Below are 19,135 nucleotides of genomic sequence, written 5' to 3'. Positions count from 1 at the left end.
TCACGTGTTATAGAACACGTGGGCCCTTTATTCACCCATTTTTCAGCACCGGGTGCCGTACAGTTGTCGCGTGAACTGGATCGAAGCAATCATTCTGGGAATTGTCCAGGGCCTGACTGAATTCTTGCCCGTATCCTCATCGGCGCATCTGCGCATCGTGGGCGAGTTCTTGCCCAACAGCGCGGATCCGGGTGCCGCCTTCACCGCGATCACCCAGCTGGGTACGGAAACCGCGGTGGTGATCTTCTTCTGGCGAGACATCGTGCGGATCATCAAGCACTGGTCGTTGTCGCTGGTCGGCAAGGTTTCCCGTAAGGACCCCGACGCCGCATGGGGTGGTTCATCATCCTGGGCTCGGTCCCGATTGCGCTCCTGGGCCTTCTGCTCGAGGACTACATCGACAGCCAGTTCCGCTCGTTGTGGATCACCGCGTCCATGCTCGTGATCTTCGGTTTGTTCCTGGCCATTGCCGATCACGTGGGTAAGCAGGAACGCGTGCTGCAGGATCTGACCGTCAAGCACGCCATCGGCTACGGCCTGGCGCAGGCGTTGGCCCTGATCCCCGGTGTCTCCCGCTCCGGCGGCACCATTACCGCGGGTTTGCTCATGGGGTACACCCGCGCGGCCGCCGCTCGTTACGCCTTCCTGCTGGCCATCCCCGCGGTCTTCGCTTCCGGCCTGTACAAGCTGTACAAGGCCATGACGGGCCAGGAACCCGAGGGCATCTACACCATGGGTCAGACGCTCGTGGCCACGGGTATCGCCTTTGTGATCGCCTACGTGATCATCGGTTGGTTCATGCGTTACATCTCCGAGCGCAGCTACAACCTGTTCGTCTGGTACCGCATCCTGTTGGGTGCCGGCATCTTTGTTCTCCTGGGAACCGGAGTGATCAACGCCTGATCGGTGTTTCCACACATTCGGGGGAATAGGGTGCCGGGGGCACCCGTTGAAGTCATGAGTGACCGATGTCCGTGAACAAAAGGTGAGTATGAAGTCCTGGTCTGCCCGTCCCGTTCCTGAATTGCCCGGAACAGCCCCCACGCCCTCGGTCTACAACTCGCGGCAGCAGCGGATGGTTCAGCTGCCCTCGGGTCCCGAGGCAAGCTTGTACGTCTGCGGCATCACCCCCTACGACGCGACCCACATGGGCCACGCTGCTACGTACGTAGCTTTCGATCTTCTGCACCGCGCCTGGAACGACGCCGCTCAGCACGTCACGTACGTCCAGAACGTCACGGACGTGGACGACCCCCTGCTCGAACGCGCCGAAGCCACGGGTGTCGATTGGCGGGACCTGGCCGAGGAGCAAACCGAGTTGTTCCGCACGGACATGAGCGCCTTGAACGTGGTCCCGCCGGCCCGCTACGTGGGTGCCACCGAATCGGTCGAGTGGATCGTGCCGGCCGTGGAGCGCCTCATCGATCGAGGTCTGGCCTACCGGGTGCCCGGAGGCGTGGACGAGAAAGGTGTGGAGCAGCCGGATGGCGACGTCTACTTCGACATCAACGCCGCCGCAGAGTTGAAGCAAACCGATCCCGATGCCTGGGTGGTCGGTGACGTGTGCGGTCTGACTCGCGAAGAAATGCTCCCGCTGTTCGCCGAGCGCGGGGGAGACCCGGAGCGCGAAGGCAAGCGAGACATCCTCGACCCGCTGTTGTGGCGCGTCAATCGCCCGGGCGAACCCGCTTGGGATGGTGCCTCACTGGGCGCAGGCCGCCCCGGCTGGCACATCGAGTGTTCCCTGATCTCCCTCAAGTACCTGCCCACTCCGTTCACGGTGCAGGGCGGCGGTTCGGACCTGGCGTTCCCGCATCACGACATGGGTGCCGGGCACTCCTACGCGCTGTCGGGCAAGCCCATGGCCGAGCACTTCGTGCACACGTCCATGGTGGGACTCGAGGGCGAGAAGATGTCCAAGTCCAAGGCAACCTGGTCTTGGTCTCCAAGCTGCGTGAACAGGGCGTGGACCCTGCAGCGATCCGGCTGGCGATCCTGGCGAATCACTACCGCACCGACTGGTTCTGGACCGATGAGTTGCTCGCGGACGCCAAGCGTCGGCTGGCTTCGTGGCGCGAAGCCGCAGCCAAGCCGGAGACCGCCGGTGCTGAGGACCTGCTCAAGGCGGTTCGCGCTGCGTTGGCCGAGGACCTGAACGCTCCGGCCGCCCTGATCGCAGTAGATGCGTGGGCCGCACGCAATAAGGGCGGTGCGGCCGCTCGTGGCGCCCATGCGTCCGCCGAGGATCGTCAGCTGGCCGTGGATCTCATCGAATCCCGTCTGGGTGTCGTGCTCTAATCAGCCGACTCATCGCGAAGAAATACAGTGGCGGCGTTCCCCTCGGAGGGAACCGCCGCCACTGTGCTGTGACCGGGACGTTCGCACGAACGCGGGGGAGGGGCGCTACCCGCGGTCGTCGCGGCGTCGTAGATAGCGTTCGAATTCGCGCGCAATGGCGTCACCGGTGGCCTCGGGGAGGTCCACGGTGTCCTTGGCTTCTTCCAACTGACGCACGTAGGCGGCAACTTCTGGATCTTCTTCGGACAGCTCATTGACCCCGCGCTCCCAGGCTTCGGAGTCCTCCACGATCGGATCCACGGGCAGTGAGATGCCCAGTAGTTCCTCCAACTGACGCAAGAGGGCCAGCTCGGCCTTGGGAGACGGCGACTGCGCCACGTAGTGTGGGACCGCGGCCCACATGCTGATGGTCGGGAATCCCGCGAGCGCGGCCATGTGCGACAGGACGCCCACGATGCCCGTGGGGCCTTCGTACTGCGGCGCCTCGATGTTGAGCTCGTCGCGCAGTTCTTCGGTGTCCGAGGTCAACGTGACGGGAATGGGCCGGGTGTGCGGCACGTCGGCCAGCAGCGCCCCGATCATGACCACGAAGTCCACGTCCAGCGTGGTGGCCTGTTCGAGCAACTCGGCGGTGAACGTGCGCCACTTGTAGGAGGGCTCCCAGCCGTGAAGTAGCACCAGTTCCAGGTTGGTTCCGGGCACCGAGGCCTTGGACAGCTTGGTGGTGGGCCACTGCAGCTTGGGCTCACCACTCAGGCCACGGCGGACCACGGGCCGGGAATACTGGTAGTCGTAGAAATCATCGGGGGAGACCTCGAAGACCTCGCGCGCCCCGTAGTGCTCACTCATGAGCTTGAGGGCATCGGTCGCGGCGTCACCGGCATCGTTCCAGCCCTCGAAGGCCGCGATCATCACGGTGACCTTCTCGGTGTCGTCGCTGTCGCGGACCACGCCGAAGGGCCCGACCTGCGGTTGCGAATTCTTCTCGTCAAACGTACTCACCGTTCCACTGTACGGCGAGCGGGGATGCAGTACCACGAGTGGTGATCCAGGAGCTTCCCCGGGCGCACGTTTAACATGGGCGCATGCCTGTAGAACGCTCCACACACCACGCCCGCACCACCGAGCGGGCGTTCGCATGAGCGGCGGTTCCGCGGCCCCTCGGGGGCTCCGCCTGGGACGGATCGGTGGTGTTGACGTTCACCTGGATCGCTCGTGGTTCGTGATCGCGGTGGTGACCGTGGTGCTCTACGGTCCCATTCTGTGGCGTGTGTACCCCGAACTGGGCTGGCTGAATCTGGTCATCGCTTTCGGTTTCGCCGTGGGGTTGGCCTTCAGCGTTTTGGTCCACGAGGTTGCGCACGCGCTCGTGGGCAGGGCTGCGGGCTGGCCGGTCGGACGGATCGTGCTGACGCTGATGGGTGGCCACACGACGTTTGGCGCCGTGCGCGCTTCGCCGGGTTCCACCGCCGTGGTGTCTCTGGTGGGTCCAATCGCCAACATCATCCTCGCGGGCATCGGTACCGCGCTCATGCTCCTGGCCCCGGCACAGAACGCGGGACCTGGGTGGGCCTTGTTGCAGTTGCTGGTGTTCGCCAACTGGATCCTGGGCCTGTTCAATCTGCTGCCCGGCCTGCCCCTGGACGGTGGCCGCGTGGTCGAGGCGATCGTCTGGCGGCTCACCGGGTCGGAGAGCAAGGGCACCACCGTGGCGGCGTGGAGCGGCCGCGGCCTGGCCGCGCTGATCGTGGTGTGGATCGTGTGGCAGCGACTCTGGTCCTCGCCCATCACTCTGTTGATCACGCTCATGATTGCGGCGTTCATTTTCATGGGTGCCTCCCAAGCACTCAAACAGGCCAAGGTGCTGGGCCGGGTTCACCCCTTGCGCGCAGCATCGATCGCGCGACCCGCCCTCGAATTCTCCCCGGACCTCCCGCTGTCCTTGGTGGACTCCTCCGTCTTAGCCGCCACGAGCCAGGGCTACAGCGGGTGGACTCCCGACGTCGTGGCGCGCGACGCCGCCTCGGGTCACCTTGGCGTGCTCAGCCCGCAGCGAGCCGCCGCCGTACCGACCGACCTGCGCGGCAGCACCCCGGTGGGTAACGTCATGGAATGGGCGCCCACCGAAGCCTCCGCACCCGCCGACGAGCGAGGCGACGATCTCTTGCGGCATCTGGAGATCAACGGTTTCCCGTGCTGCTCATCCTCGATCCTGACCGCTCCGTGGTGGGCGTGGTGCACCACACGGATCTGGCCCGCCACATCATGGGCCGATGAGGACTCCCACGCGTCACGGTGAGACAATGACAGATAGTGACCGGAGCGCCACGCGCGCCACCCCCTGATGAACAACACATCGCCCTTCCGTGAAAGCGAGCACATGACCGATCAGTCGCACGAACGCCCCGAAACCACCCAGAGCGCAGCACCCGTCCGCGGTGCTGCCAATCGGAGGGGGCCCTTGCGCGTGGGCGAACGCGTGCAGCTGACCGATGACAGCGGCCGCATCACCACCATCACTCTGGCCGAGGGCGGTGAATACCACACCCACCGCGGCGTGCTGGCCCACCAGGAACTGATCGGCGCTCCTGAAGGCACCGTGGTGACCAACTCGGGCGGCATCCAGTTCCAGGCCCTACGCCCACTGCTCAAGGACTTCGTGCTGTCCATGCCCCGTGGCGCGGCCGTGGTGTATCCCAAGGATGCCGGCCAGATCGTGACCATGGCCGACATCTTCCCCGGGGCCCGCGTGGTTGAGGCCGGCGTGGGTTCCGGTGCACTCTCCATCTCGCTGCTGCGTGCGGTGGGTGATGAAGGCACGGTGCACTCCTTCGAACGCCGTGAAGAATTCGCGGACATCGCCCGCGGCAACATCGAAACCATGTTCGGCGGTCCGCACCCCGCGTGGCAGCTGACACTGGGAGATCTCGCGGAGGAACTGCCCCGGGTCGAAGAAGCCGGTTCCGTGGACCGCGTGGTCCTCGACATGCTGGCCCCGTGGGAATGCCTGGACGCGTGGCCCACGTACTGGCCCCGGGCGGCGTCGTCATGTGTTATGTCGCGACCGTGACCCAGCTGTCGCGCGTGGCCGAGGCGATGCGCGCGGACGGGCGCTACACCGAACCCGAAGCCTCCGAGACCATGGTGCGTGGCTGGCACGTGGAGGGTCTGGCGGTCCGCCCCGATCACCGCATGGTCGCGCACACGGGATTCCTGATCCAGTCCCGCAAGCTCGCGGAAGGTGCGGTGCGTCTGGCGCCCAAGCGCCGTGCGTCCAAGAGCGATTACACGGAAGAGGATCTGCAGGCGTGGACGCCCGTGGCCCTGGGTGAGCGGATCGTCTCTGACCGCAAGCTGCGCCGCGCCGGCCGCGACGCGACCAACCTGGCCGAACAGGCCGCCAAGGCCACCGCACAGATCGATCCCGACTCGCGGCGGGAGAACACCCCGCAGAGCACGGAGGACACCAGTCATGAGTGACGCCACCCCGGAGAACCGGGCCACCGACAACACGCAGCGGCAGATCAATATGCTGCGCGACCAGAAGCGCAATCTGGACAAGCAACTCGCGAGCGTGGGTTCGCAGAACCAGAAGCTCGTGCGCCTGCTGGATGCCTCGCGGCAGGAGATCGTCAAACTCAAGCAGACGCTGGCCGCTGAGGCCGTTCCGCCCATGAGTTTCGGTGTGGTGCAGCAGGTCAATCCCGGGCACCAGCCCGTGGGTACGGCCACGGGAGATGGTCCGGTGATCACCATGGCCAGCCTGGACGTGCTGGTCTCCGGGCGGAAGATGCGCGTGGCCGTGAGCCCGCTCGTGTCGTTGAGTTCGTGCGAACCGGGGATCGGGGTGCTGCTCAACGAGAACTACGTGGTGGCCGCGGTGCTTGACTACGACCGCGTGGGCGAAGTGGCCACCATCAAAGAGATCATCGACCACGACCGCGTGCTGACCGTGGGCCGCTCGGACGAGGAACGCGTCATGCTGCTCTCCGGGGCGCTGCGCCGGAACCGCCCCAAGCCCGGTGACGCCGTGACCGTGGACCACCGCACCGGATTCGCCCTGGAGCACGTGGAACGCACGGACGTGGAACAGCTGGTCCTGGAAGAAGTACCGGAGGTCAGCTACGCGGACATCGGTGGCCTGGGTACCCAGATCGAGGCCATCCGCGACGCCGTGGAACTGCCCTATGTGCACCCGGACATGTACCGCGAGCACGGCCTGCGCCCGCCCAAGGGCATTCTGCTCTACGGTCCTCCCGGCAACGGCAAGACGCTGATCGCCAAGGCGGTGGCGCGCTCGTTGGCCGAACGCAGTGCCGCGAAGGCCGGACGCGAACGCGCCCTGGGGTACTTCTTGAACATCAAGGGCCCCGAGCTGCTCGACAAGTACGTGGGTGAGACCGAGCGCCAGATCCGTTCGATCTTCGCCAATGCGCGCGAACAGGCCGCCCGCGGCGTTCCCGTGGTCGTGTTCTTCGACGAAATGGACTCGCTGTTCCGCGTGCGCGGTTCGGGCCTGTCCTCGGACGTGGAAACGACCATCGTGCCGCAGCTGCTCACCGAGATCGACGGCGTGGAGAAGCTCGACAACGTGATCGTGATCGGTGCGACCAACCGCGAGGACATGATCGACCCCGCCGTGCTGCGTCCCGGCCGGCTGGACGTCAAGATCCGCATCGACCGCCCGGATCGCGACGGCGCTCGCGAAATCTTCAAGCTCTACGTCACCCCGGAATTGCCGTTGCGCGAGGCCGACGTCGCCGCGGCGGGTTCCCGAGAGGCCGCCGCCGATCAGTTGATCGACGCAGCGATCGCCCACATGTACGACCGCACCTCGGCCACGGAGTTCCTGACCATCACCTACCGGGACGGCGGTCAGGAAACCCTGTACTTCGCCGACTACGCCTCCGGCGCGGTGATCCGCAACGTGGTGGACCGCGCCAAGAAGCAGGCCATCAAGACCTTGCTGACCACGGGCGAGCGCGGTCTGACCCGCGAGCACCTGGTGGACGCCGTGGACGAAGAGTTCTACGAACAGCAGGACCTGCCCAACACCGCGGATCCCGAGGACTGGGCACGCCTGACCGGCCGCCGGGCCAACACGATCCAGGACGTGCGGATCGCCGTTCATCGGGGCACCGGAGCGCTCGCCGAAGGGGAGCGGTCATGAGCGTCCGCAGGGTCATGGGCAGTGAGACGGAGTTCGGCGTGTTGGCCGTGGGGGAGCCCCACGCCAATGCCACCGTGCTGTCCACGCGGGTGGTGACCAGTTATGCGCTGCGGGTGGCACGGGAACTGTCCCGGGAATCTTCTGGAAAGAACGGTTCGGGCGGGCAAACGAGCGTGGGCACCGGCTGGGACTACGGTTCCGAGGCGCCGCTGTCCGATGCTCGCGGGTACACCATGAGTCGTGAACAAGCTCACCCCTCGCAGCTGACCGATCAAGCCCCGGTACTGACCGCCGAGGAAATCGCGGCGGAGGCCATCACCGAGTCCGCGATGTACACGGAGGACATGGACTGGCGGAAGGTCATCATGAACACCGTGATTCCCAACGGGGCGCGCGTGTACGTGGACCACTCGCACCCGGAGTACTCCTCACCGGAGGTCACCACCCCGCTGGACGCGCTCACGTGGGATGCCGCGGGAGACGTGGTGGCCGCGCGCGCCGTGGAGGATCTCACGCGGGGTGCTGAAAAGACGGGGACTCCGGCCGTGAACCTGTACAAGAACAACACGGACAATAAGTCAGTGTCCTACGGTGCCCACGAGAACTACGTGGTGGACCGCGCGGTGCCCTTCGATCGGATCACCGCGGCGCTGCTGCCGTTCTTCGCGACCCGCCAGATCATGTGCGGTGCCGGCCGCGTGGGCCTGGGGGTGGACGGTTCCGAACCGGGCTTTCAGCTGAGCCAACGCGCGGACTTCTTCGAGCGCACCGTGGGCCTGGAAACCACCATCCACCGCCCCATCGTCAACACGCGCGACGAACCGCACGCGGACGACACCAAGTACCGCCGGCTGCACGTGATCATTGGTGACGCCAACCTGTCCCACACGGCCACGCTGTTGAAGTTCGGCACCACCTCGCTCGTGCTCAACCTGATCGAACACGATCGGATACCCGACTTGGACCTGGTCGATCCCGTGGCCGCCCTGCAGACGGTCAGCCACGACCCGAGTGTGACTGCGACCGTGCCCTTGCGCGACGCCCGCGAGCTGAGCGCCGTCGACATCCAGCGTGAGTACTACCGTGCCGCGCTGGACCTGGAGCGCGAACTGGCGCCGGACGGGCTGGACCGGGACACCCAGCAGGTACTGGACCTGTGGGACGAGGTGCTGACCGACCTCGCGGAAGACCCCTCCCGCTTGGCCGACCGACTCGACTGGGCCGCCAAGTACGCCCTGCTCAACGCGTACCGGCAGCGCGACGGCATGGCGTGGAACGACCCCCGGTTGATCGCCATCGACCTGCAGTACGCGGACGTACGCCCTGAAAAGGGGCTCTACCACCGGCTGGCTGGGGCCGGACGGATCCGCACGCTGGTCGACTCCGGAACCATCGAACGCGCGGCGGATCAACCACCCGAGGACACCCGTGCGTGGTTCCGCGGCACCGCCGTGCGCCGCTACCCGTCCGCCATGGTGAGCGTGGGCTGGGACAGTGTGAACGTGGAATTCCCCGGTATCCGCAGGGGCGCGCGCATCGGCATGCCCGAACCGCTGGACCTCACCCGCGAGAGCACCCGGGAATGGTTCGACGCCCCGGATGTTGAACAGTGGGTACATCGGGTGGCCGCACAACGCCCCGGCACGGTCACCGGAACCGGCATCAACTGAGTACCGATACTTGAAGCACAGAAAGATTCAGGAGAGACACATGGCACAGGAACGAATTTTCGGCCAGGGCTCGCGCCGCGAGGAAGAAACCGACCTGCCCGACAACGGCACCCCGGCGCCGTCGCAGGGCGCGGGTCAGGCCCAGCGCGACACCCAGGGCACCGATGACCTGCTCGCCGAGATCGACGGCGTGCTTGAAACCAACGCTGAGGCCTTCGTGAAGGGCTTCGTCCAGAAGGGCGGCCAGTAACCTCGTGGACCGCAGAATCTACGGCATCGAAACCGAGTTCGGCATCACCACAGCGTGTCCCAGGGGCACAGCCTGGGTGCCGACGAGACGGCGCGACGCTTGTTCGCGCCCGTGCTCGCGTGGGGGAGAGCATCCAACGTGTTCCTCCCCAACGGCGGCCGGCTCTACCTCGACGTGGGTTCGCACCCCGAATACGCCAGCGCGGAGACCGCCTCACTCGAGGATGTCGTGGCGCAGGACGTAGCCGGTGAGCTGATCGTGGACGATCTGCGACAGCAGCTCCAACAAGAACTGGACCAGGACGGCACCGGCGGCACGGTGCACCTGTTCAAGAACAACGTGGACTCCGCGGGTAACTCCTACGGCTCCCACGAGAACTACATGATCTCCCGCCGCACCGAGTACGCCCGCCTGGTGCAGGTTCTGATCCCGTTCCTGGTGACCCGCCAGATCCTGGTGGGAGCCGGCCGCGTGCACCCGAACGGTCCCGCGGAATTCGGCGGGCTCACTCTGGGTGACGGATCCAACGGTCCCAGCTACTCCTTCTCGCAACGGGCCGACCACATCTGGGAAGGTTCCTCCTCCGCGACCACGCGCTCGCGGCCCATGATCAACACGCGCGACGAGCCCCACGCTGACGCTGAGCACTACCGCCGGCTGCACGTGATCAACGGCGATTCTTCCATGTCCCAGACCACTACGGCGCTCAAGATGGGCACCACGGACCTCATGCTGCGCATGATCGAGGCCGGCAAGATCCTGCCGGACCGTACACTGGCGGATCCCGCGGCCGCGCTGCGCATCATTTCCCATGACCTCACCGGCGGGCGCAGGTGGAACTGGCCTCGGGGGAGAAGATGTCCGCCGTGGACCTGCAGCAGGAATACCTGCAGGCCGTGACACACTTCGTGGATCGCCACGGCGCGCACCACGATCGCGTGGACTGGGTGCTGGAGCTGTGGGAACGCGGTCTGCGCGCCGTGGCCGAGCAGCGCTTCGACCTGGTGGACACCGAGCTCGACTGGGCCATCAAGAAGAAACTACTGGACTCCTACGCCGCCGCCCACGGCATGGATTACGCCAACCCGCGGTTGCTGCAGTTGGATTTCGCCTACCACGACACCTCACCCACGCACGGGCTGTTCCGCATGCTCAGTCGGCGGGGCGCGGTGGCGTCCTTCATTTCCGACGACGCCGCTCGGGCCGCCGTCACGCAGCCTCCGGCCACGCGGGCGAGGCTGCGTGGGAAATTCATCCAGGCCGTTCTGGACGCGGGGGAGAACTACACCGTGGACTGGGTGCACCTCAAACTCAACGGTTCGCAGAACCAGCGCACCGTAATGTGCAAGGACCCGTTCGCCACGTCCCAACCGGACGCTGACGAGCTGATTGCCGAGGTCCAGGCCATGTCCAAGAGCTGAAAGTTCACGGGGAACCCCCACTGGAGCGACCGGTGAAGTATCAGCTGGTGCTCAAGCGCGTCCCTTAGATTGGTGGGCGACTTCCCTCAGTGCCCATTCGTGTTGAAAGGTGAATTCTCCTTTGCGAAAGATTGTTCCGGCCGCGGGCACCGCCCTGGCCTTGTCCCTGATGTTGACCGCGTGCGGCGGAGCCGAAATGGATTCGGTGGAATTGGCCAAGGACCCGTCCGAGGGCACCGCGCCGTCGGTCTCGTTCGAAACTCCACTCCAGGTGAGCGAGGCGGAGACCAAGGTGCTGCGCGAAGGTGACGGCGAAGACCTCAACGAGGGGGACAACATCCTCCTGCAGGCGGCGCTGTTCAAGGGTTCCGACGGTTCGTCGTTGGGCGACACGTACAGCCAGGGGGCCGGTCAGGTGCTCAAGCTGGACAACCAGCTCAAGGAAGCCATCCCCGAGATGCACGATGCCCTGATTGACGCCAAGGAAGGCGCGATCATCGCGTACAGCTCGCCCGACACGAGCGGCGCGGCGGGGGACGAGTCCACCTCGGTCGAGGTGTATCAGGTGGCCAAGAAGATCCAGGTGCCCCTCAACGAGGACATGAAGGACACCTCGGACAAGATGCCCAATGTCACGCAGGACGATGAAGGCACCCCGACCATCGAGAAGCCCTCCGGCAAGGAACCCAAGGATCTCCAGACGGAGGTGCTCATCGAGGGCGACGGTGAAGAAGTAGCAGACACGGACACGGTGGTCGCCAACTACGTGGGCGTGCGCTGGGAGGACGGCGAGGTCTTCGATTCCTCTTATGACAAGAATGCGCCCGCATCCTTCCCGCTCGACAACGTGATCGAGGGATGGAAGGAAGGCCTCAAAGGGCAGAAGGTGGGCTCTCGCGTCCTGCTCGCTGTGCCGACCGATCAGGCTTACGGGACCGAGAAGCAGCTGGGCAAGGACTCGCAGTACCCGTCCGGTTCGCTCGTCTTCGTGGTGGACATCCTGGGTGCCGTTCCGACCCCCGAGCCCGCGCCGAGCGAGTCCGCCGCCCCGTCGGAGAGCGCTGCTCCTCAGCCCTCGGAGGAAGGCAACGGGTCGGAGGCTCCCGAGCCAGCACCGTCCGAGTCGGAGAAGTAAACTAGTCGATCGGACAGGTCCCGGTGCCGGGACGGTTTCTACGAAAGGCCAGCAACGTGTCATTTGGACAGCGCAACTTGGATCGTTCCAAGCCGGAGATCGATTTCCCGCAGGACCCGGTTCCCACCGAACTGCGCATCACCGACGAGATTCCGGGCACCGGCCGCGAGGCCAAGGCCGGAGACAGCATTTCCTGCCACTACGTGGGCGTGACATACTCGGGTGGCGAAGAGTTCGACGCTTCCTGGAACCGCAACCAACCCCTGGACTTCACCGTGGGTATCGGTCAGGTCATCCAGGGCTGGGACCAGGGTCTGCTGGGAATGAAGGTGGGCGGCCGCCGTCGTCTGGAGATCCCCTCGGAGATGGCCTACGGCAAGCGCGGCGCTCCCGGCGCCATCGGCCCGGACGAGGCTTTGATCTTCGTGGTCGATCTGCTCGACGTCCGCTAAATGCCCCCATCCTCAGGTTCGGTGACGGGCCGCTCCACCGCTGCGTCGGCGGAGCGGCTCCTCAACCTGCTCATTGCGCTCCTGGACCGCGAGAGCGGTTACACGCGTGACCAGCTCCGCGAGATCGTTCCCGGGTACCACAAGGCCGGTAGCCACGATGCGTTCGAGCGGATGTTCGAGCGTGATAAATCGCATTTGAGGTCCCTGGGTTACCCGGTCGAGGAAATCCCCGACGACGATCCGTGGGCCTCCGACGCCCAGCTGGCCCCGCGCTATCGCGTGTCCCGCGGTTCGTACCAATTACCCCAGGTCCAGTTCAGCGCCGAGGAATCGGCCGTCCTCGCGGTTGCCGCGGACGCCTGGAACGACGCCGCTCAGGATCGTTTGGCGCGCCGCGCCCTCGACAAGCTGGAACCGGCGCTGTCTCATGAGGCAGCACCCGGCCGTGACGTCCAGCCCACCGTGGCCGTGGCGGACCCAGCGTTCGAACCGTTGCTGTCCGCGGTGCTGAGCCACCGCACGGTGCGCTTCGACTACGTGGATCGCACGGGTGCCTACAGCCGCCGCACGGTTCAACCCTGGGGCGTCGGTTCGCGTTTCGGCGCGTGGTACCTGGCCGGTTGGGATGAGGACCGGCAGGCCCAACGCACCTTCCGGTTGTCGCGCATCATTTCCGAGGTGGCGATCACCCGGGACACTTTCCAACCTCCCGAAGATTTCTCCATGGGCGGCCAGCTCGCGCGCATGGTCCACCCGCCCACGCGCGTGCGGGTCACGGTCTATGTCCGCCAGGGCGCGGCTCAACTCTTGCGTCAGATCGCCACGCCCCTCACGGATGAGGACCCACACCTTCCCGACGGTTTCGACGCCGTGCTGCTGGCCGTTCCGGACACCGAGGGTGCGGCCGAACACGTGTGCGCCGCAGGACCGGACGCCCGGGTCGCCACGGCCGCCGGTGCCGATCTGGACACTCAGCGGGCCGTGGCCCGAGCGGTCGAACGCCGCTTGGCCGAGGCCGAGAAGTTCCAGGACCGTGTCGGTGGGGTGCAGGTTGCCTGGGGCAAACAGCGCCGTAACGGTGCCGCGAAGGCGAGCACCGAGCAGCACCTGGCCAGGCTCCTGCACATCGTGCGCCACGTGTACTCCCACCAGGGAGCGCAGCTCGAGGAGACGGCGCGGCACTTCGGGATCACCGACCAGGAACTGATTGCTGACCTGCAAACCTTGTTCGTGTGCGGTCGACCGGGCCACATGCCCGATCAACTGATTGACGCGTCCTGGGATGACGGGCACATCTATCTGGGCAACGCGCAGGAACTGTCGGAGCCCGTGCGGCTCACGGTGCCCGAGGCCAGCGCGCTGCTGATGGGGCTGCAAACCCTCCAGGCGCTGCCGGGCGGCAACAGCGACGTCGTCCGTTCGACCATGCGCAAAGTCGCGACCGCCGCGGATGCCTTGCCGCTCGCGGACGCGCTGGCCGCGCCGGACCAGCCCGCCGAGCCCGTCCCTGAGGACACCGAACTGGTGGGCCGGGTGCGCGAGGCGATTGCCAACAATCGGCGCGTGAAGATTCGCTACGTGGTGGCGTCCCGCGACGAGGTCACCGAACGGCTCGTGGACCCTGTGCGCATCGTCTCATCGGACGGCCACCAGTACGTGCGCGGTTGGTGCCTCAACGCCAAGGGTCCCAGGACGTTCCGCGCGGACTGCATTCTCAGCTGCGAGGACGTGGGGGAGGCCCAGGCACACCCGCGCATGGACTCCGAAACTCGCACGAGCCTGTACCCCGAGAAGCGCAGGCCCGTGCAAGCGGTGCTCGTGACGGACCGGCGCGGCCGCTGGATCGTGGAGCACTATCACGCCAAGCGTGCGGCGACCGTGGAACTGCCCGCCACGGACGAACCGCCCATTACCGTGACCAACGGGCACGCGGGTGCCAAGGGTCCCAAGCAGTTGCCCGAGTACGTGGCTGCGGAAGTGGATTTCCCCACGGTCGAGGCACTGTGTTCGCTCGTGACCCGGCACGCGGGGCACGTGGCCGTGGCTGCACCTCCCGAGGTGGTTCGCACAGTTGAACAGTGGATAAATAACAGCCTCTTCACGGAAGGAACGCAACCGTAGACCATGGCCGCGGCCCTATACTGGGGTCCATGCTGTGGTGGATGTGGATTGTGCTGTGGACCGTTCTGGTCCTGGTCAGTCTCGCGTTCATCGTGGGCGCGGTGTGGGGACTGGTCACCAAGAAGGCCTTACCCGCATTGTGTGAGGTCGAGGCGTTCGCCGATGACTTCACGGTGCGGTGGAACGCCGCGGCCCAGGGAGCGTCACAACCACTGCGCACACCCGCTGAACCTGCCGTGTTCACCCCGGTGAACTCGGCCCGCGCCGCCTATTCGAGCGGTCGCGATCAACGACAAACAGCCCGGCTCATCCGCCGCATGAACCGCAAGGACGCCAAGGGCCAGCCCCAACGGCTGTCCGACCTTCGCCGGGCTGAACGGAAAGGACTCCACCATGGGCCGCTTGTTTGACAGCCCCCTCACCATCATTCTCATCCTCGTGGTGATCCTGCTGCTGTTCGGTGCCCCCAAGCTTCCGGGCATGGCTCGTAGCCTTGGACAGTCCATGCGAATCTTCAAGTCCGAGGTCAAGGAAATGAAGAAGGATGGCGAGGACGACAACGTCACCGTGAACGGTCAGCCGGTTTCCGACGGCCAGAACATCTCCCAGCCGCAGAACCCCACCACGACCAACACCGTGAACAACGGGCCGGTGTCTCCTGGCCAATCAACCGGTCAGACAACGGCTCAGCCGAACAACCAGGTTGATCCCAACCAGCGCCCCAGCGCGTAATCCACGGGGCACTAGTCAATACTGAGCGCCCGGGCCGGACCGTATGGTTCGGCCCGGTTGTGCACCTCGGTGCGGTCCAACTCAACGCATAGGTTCGTATGTCTGCCACTGATTCCAAGTCTCTGCGGGATCCTTCGCGCCGTAAGGAGCGTCGGGCCCGCAAGAAGAACACGTCGCGCAGGAATAATCCTCAGGCCCAGATGGCCCTGAAGGAGCACCTGCGCGAAATGCGCAATCGCCTGATCAAGTCCGCCATTGCGGCCGTGATCGGTGCGGTCGCGGGGTTCATGGTCTACAACCCGTTCATGCAGTACATCACCGAGCCGCTGCAACGGCTCGCGGATTCGGGACGAACCGCCACCATCAACTACTCCTCGGTGGGCGGCTCCTTCAACATCATGGTCGAGGTCGCCTGGTGCTGGGCGTGATCTTTGCCTCGCCCGTGTGGCTGTACCAATTGTGGGCATTCATCACCCCGGCCCTGCACAAGCACGAGCGCCGCTATGCCATGGGGTTCCTAGTCGCGGCCATTCCGCTGTTCATCGGCGGCTGTGTCTTGGCCATCACAGCGTTGCCAGCCGCGGTGTACGCACTGACCGCGTTCACGCCCGAGGGTGGCGCGAACTTCGTGGAGGCCAACCAGTACCTGCGATTCTTCTTGCAGCTGATCCTGACCTTCGGCGTCTCCTGTGTAATACCGGTGTTCCTGGTGGGGCTCAACATGCTGGGTCTGCTGTCAGGACGCACGATTCTGAAGTCCTGGCGCGTGGTCGTGGTGATCGTTCTGGTCATCTCGGCCATGGCGGCCCCCGGTCCGGACCCGGTCACCATGTTGTACCTGGCCATCCCCTTGTTGCTGCTCTTCTTCGTGGCCGTGGGGCTGTGTCTCTTCCTGGACCGCAGGCGCGCCAAGAAGGCCGCCAAGCGCGAAGCCGCCACGGGAATGACCGCGGACAGCGCGACCTCCGCGGACGATCTCCGCAAAATGGGCTAGCAGCGGAACCACGCGGCCCTGTTTTATGGGTGTCCGCGCTACGCCGTAGGCTGGTCCCATGTCTTCACACGCCGATCGATTCATGGCCGCCAAGCTCGTGCAGCCCACGCGAACACCGAACTCGCGGCGTTTGAACAGACGCTGGACTTCGAACTCGACCCGTTCCAGATCGAGGGCTGTAGAGCACTCGAGAAGGGCCACGGCGTTCTGGTCGCGGCACCCACGGGCGCCGGCAAAACGGTCGTGGGGGAGTTCGCGATCCATTTGGCCCTCGCTCAGGGTCGTAAAGCCTTTTACACCACTCCCATCAAGGCGCTGAGCAATCAGAAGTTCCACGAGTTCTCCCGTCGCTGGGGCAGCCACCGCGTGGGACTGCTGACCGGAGACACCTCGGTCAATTCCGAGGCCGAGATCGTGGTCATGACCACCGAAGTCCTGCGGAACATGCTCTACGCGGACTCCTCGACCCTGACCAATCTGGGGTTCGTGATCATGGACGAGGTGCACTACCTCGCCGACCGCTTCCGCGGCGCCGTGTGGGAAGAAGTCATCATCCACCTGCCGGAACACGTTCAACTCGCGTCACTGTCCGCCACGGTCTCCAACGCGGAGGAATTCGGTGCCTGGCTTGACCAGGTGCGGGGCCACACAGATGTGGTGGTCTCCGAGCACCGCCCGGTTCCGCTGTGGCAGCACGTGCAGGTGGGTCCGCAGCTACTGGACCTCTTCGTGGACGACACGGTGGAGCAAGCCGCCGAGCGCCAGGCCGAGCCCAATGCGGACGAGCCAGCGGTCAACCCGGAACTGCTCAGACTGTTCCGTGCCCAGCACCCCCGCGGTGGTCGCGGTGGCGGACGCGGCCCCAATCATCGCGGCCGACGCCGCCGTGGGCCACACCATTCCGAGCCTCGCGTTGCGCGCCAGGAGCGGATTTCCCGTCCACAGTTGCTTCGTCGCTTGGACGCCGAGGCACTTCTCCCGGCCATCACCTTCATCTTCTCCCGTGCGGGTTGCGACGCCGCCGTGCCCAGTGCGTGGCCGCGGATCTCTGGTTGACCACGCCGGAGGAGCAGAAAACCGTTCGCGCCTACGTGGCCGAAGCGACCTCGCACATGACCACCGCGGACCTTGCGGCGTTGAACTACCACGACTGGTACGACGGACTGGTGCGCGGTATCTCCGCTCACCACGCGGGCATGCTCCCGGTGTTCAAGGAAGTGGTCGAGCAGTTGTTTGCGCAGGGACTCGTGAAGGCCGTGTTCGCCACGGAAACCTTGGCGTTGGGCATCAACATGCCCGCCCGCTCCGTGGTCCTGGAACGTCTGGATAAGTTCAACGGTGAATCGAGGGTTGATATCACCCCGGGTGAGTACACCCAGCTCACGGGTCGTGCAGGTCGTCGAGGCATCGATGTTGAGGGTCACGCCGTGGTGCTGTGGCGCGACGGGATGAATCCCCAGGCCGTGGCGGGGCTGGCCTCCAAACGCACCTACCCGTTGAACTCCAGTTTCAGCCCCACGTACAACATGTCCACTAACCTGATCGCCCGATACGGTGCTAAGCGGTCACGGTCCATTCTGGAAACCTCGTTCGCCCAGTTCCAGGCGGACCGATCCGTGGTGGGCATTGCCAAACGGGTGCGGTCCCAAGAGAAGACCCTCGAGGCATATCGCGAAGCCATGTCCTGCCACCTGGGTGATTTCACCGAGTACGCAAGGCTGCGGCGTGAGCTCAACGGTCTCGAGAAGTCGGCCACCAAGTCCCGTTCGGCCCGGCAACGCAACGATGCCGCGGTGTCCCTACAGGATCTGCTCCCCGGAGATGTCATCGACATTCCACAGGGCCGCAACGCGGGATACGCCGTGGTCGTCAAGGCAGACGAGCACCCGTTCGATCCGCGTCCCCACATCCTCACCCTTGACGGCAAATTGCGTCGCGTGGGCGTCAATGATCTGGACGGCTCGTTGGAGCCAGAATCCAAGGTCAAGATCCCCAAACGATTCTCGGGCCGTTCCCCGCAAGAACGGAAGGATTTGGCGTCCACTGTGCGCGCGGCCTGCGTGAGCACCGCCCCGCACGCGAACGCAGCGGCGGCCACACCATTCGCTTCGACCGGGGGACCTCGGCCAGGGACCGCAAGATCGATGATCTCCGCCGTGCCCTGCGCTCCCACCCGTGCCACGGTTGTTCAGACCGCGAGCACCACGCCCGCTGGGCCGAACGCGCGTGGAAACTCGAGAAGGAAACCGAGGGCCTGCGCAAGCAGATCGCGGGTCGCACCGGCAGTATCGCGGCGACCTTCGACCGAGTCTGCGCCGTGCTCACGCATTTCGACTATCTGCGCCAGGACGAGTCCGGCAAACTCAAGCCCACGCCCGCGGGTGAACAGTTGCGCCGGATCTACGGCGAACGCGATCTCCTACTCGCCCTGACCCTGCGCGACGGGTTCCTGGACGGCCTGGACGTGGCCGGGCTGGCCGGCGTTGTCACCGCACTGGTCTACCAGCCTCGCCGCGAGGACCAGGTTCCCGCCCCAAGATGCCCACGGCCCACATGGAAGCCGCTGTGCAGACCCTGATTCATAACTGGTCGGTACTGACCGATGTAGAGGGTCAGCATCGGCTTCCCCAGACCGCGCAGCCCGAATTGGGGCTCGTGGACGCGATGTACCGCTGGGCCCGTGGCGCAAGCCTGACCAAAACGCTGTCCGGTACGGACCTGGCCGCCGGCGACTTTGTCCGCTGGGCCAAACAAACCATCGACCTGCTGGACCAACTGGCCGGGGTCGAGCACCTGGATCCGACCATCCGCGAGACGGCGCTCGAGGCCATCAAGGCCGTGCGTCGCGGTGTGGTTGAGTACAGCGTCTTTGAACAGTGAACAACCGCATGA

At 65.4% G+C, this 19,135-nt stretch carries 10 protein-coding genes and 6 pseudogenes; 15 read left to right on the top strand and 1 reads right to left on the bottom strand.

Annotated elements, in window-relative coordinates; genetic code table 11:
* Positions 1-70 precede the first annotated feature (70 nt).
* Both YO9_RS0104260 and mshC read left to right on the top strand, forming a co-directional pair.
* Positions 71-903, top strand: a pseudogene (locus YO9_RS0104260) (undecaprenyl-diphosphate phosphatase).
* A gap of 88 nt (positions 904-991) precedes the next feature.
* Positions 992-2,298, top strand: a pseudogene (gene mshC / locus YO9_RS0104255) (cysteine--1-D-myo-inosityl 2-amino-2-deoxy-alpha-D-glucopyranoside ligase).
* A 105-nt stretch (positions 2,299-2,403) separates the two neighbouring features.
* Here the strand turns inward: mshC and YO9_RS0104250 are convergent.
* Positions 2,404-3,300 (bottom strand): PAC2 family protein, encoded by an 897-nt coding sequence (locus YO9_RS0104250; protein ID WP_016996388.1) that lies wholly within the window; start codon positions 3,298-3,300, stop codon positions 2,404-2,406.
* Positions 3,301-3,436: 136 nt separating this feature from the next.
* On the opposite strand from YO9_RS0104250, the gene YO9_RS0104245 reads away from it, so the two are divergent.
* The 13 genes and pseudogenes from YO9_RS0104245 (at position 3,437) to YO9_RS0104185 (ending at position 19,123) form a co-directional block, all read left to right on the top strand.
* Positions 3,437-4,597, top strand: coding sequence for a site-2 protease family protein (locus tag YO9_RS0104245; protein ID WP_223286085.1), 1,161 nt, complete (start codon positions 3,437-3,439; stop codon positions 4,595-4,597).
* Positions 4,598-4,678: 81 nt separating this feature from the next.
* A pseudogene (locus YO9_RS0104240) lies at positions 4,679-5,778 on the top strand (tRNA (adenine-N1)-methyltransferase).
* On the top strand, positions 5,771-7,468 hold the full coding sequence (arc, locus tag YO9_RS0104235; RefSeq protein ID WP_016996387.1) for a proteasome ATPase: 1,698 nt from the start codon (positions 5,771-5,773) through the stop codon (positions 7,466-7,468). The pseudogene YO9_RS0104240 and the gene arc overlap by 8 nt, the downstream one beginning before the upstream one ends.
* On the top strand, positions 7,465-9,138 hold the full coding sequence (gene dop / locus YO9_RS0104230) for a depupylase/deamidase Dop (protein ID WP_223286084.1): 1,674 nt from the start codon (positions 7,465-7,467) through the stop codon (positions 9,136-9,138). The genes arc and dop overlap by 4 nt, the downstream gene beginning before the upstream one ends.
* Positions 9,139-9,178: 40 nt before the next feature.
* Entirely contained in the window at positions 9,179-9,388 is a 210-nt protein-coding gene (locus tag YO9_RS0104225; protein ID WP_016996385.1) for a ubiquitin-like protein Pup, read from the top strand.
* A 54-nt stretch (positions 9,389-9,442) separates the two neighbouring features.
* A pseudogene (pafA, locus tag YO9_RS0104220) lies at positions 9,443-10,809 on the top strand (Pup--protein ligase).
* A 121-nt stretch (positions 10,810-10,930) separates the two neighbouring features.
* The gene (locus tag YO9_RS0104215) at positions 10,931-11,944 is read left to right on the top strand and encodes an FKBP-type peptidyl-prolyl cis-trans isomerase (RefSeq protein ID WP_016996384.1); all 1,014 of its coding nucleotides are present in this window, start codon (positions 10,931-10,933) and stop codon (positions 11,942-11,944) included.
* A 56-nt stretch (positions 11,945-12,000) separates the two neighbouring features.
* On the top strand, positions 12,001-12,396 hold the full coding sequence (locus YO9_RS0104210) for an FKBP-type peptidyl-prolyl cis-trans isomerase (protein WP_016996383.1): 396 nt from the start codon (positions 12,001-12,003) through the stop codon (positions 12,394-12,396).
* 21 nt (positions 12,397-12,417) lie between these two features.
* On the top strand, positions 12,418-14,517 hold the full coding sequence (locus YO9_RS0104205; RefSeq protein ID WP_016996382.1) for a WYL domain-containing transcriptional regulator: 2,100 nt from the start codon (positions 12,418-12,420) through the stop codon (positions 14,515-14,517).
* A gap of 29 nt (positions 14,518-14,546) precedes the next feature.
* Positions 14,547-14,927: a hypothetical protein gene (locus YO9_RS0104200; protein WP_016996381.1), complete on the top strand. Its 381-nt coding sequence runs from the start codon at positions 14,547-14,549 to the stop codon at positions 14,925-14,927.
* Positions 14,911-15,249 carry a Sec-independent protein translocase subunit TatA gene (gene tatA / locus YO9_RS0104195; protein ID WP_016996380.1) on the top strand — a complete coding sequence of 113 codons (339 nt, stop codon included), beginning with the start codon at positions 14,911-14,913 and terminating at the stop codon, positions 15,247-15,249. Before YO9_RS0104200 ends, tatA begins: the two co-directional genes overlap by 17 nt.
* A gap of 200 nt (positions 15,250-15,449) precedes the next feature.
* A pseudogene (gene tatC, locus YO9_RS0104190) lies at positions 15,450-16,243 on the top strand (twin-arginine translocase subunit TatC).
* Positions 16,244-16,301: 58 nt separating this feature from the next.
* Positions 16,302-19,123, top strand: a pseudogene (locus YO9_RS0104185) (DEAD/DEAH box helicase).
* Positions 19,124-19,135 lie beyond the last annotated feature (12 nt).

It is taken from the genome of Kocuria atrinae C3-8, from assembly GCF_000286355.1.
Lineage (GTDB): Bacteria > Actinomycetota > Actinomycetes > Actinomycetales > Micrococcaceae > Kocuria > Kocuria atrinae_A.
The sequence above is the reverse complement of the archived record's forward strand: the minus strand, read 5'-3'. Positions and strand labels throughout refer to the sequence as shown.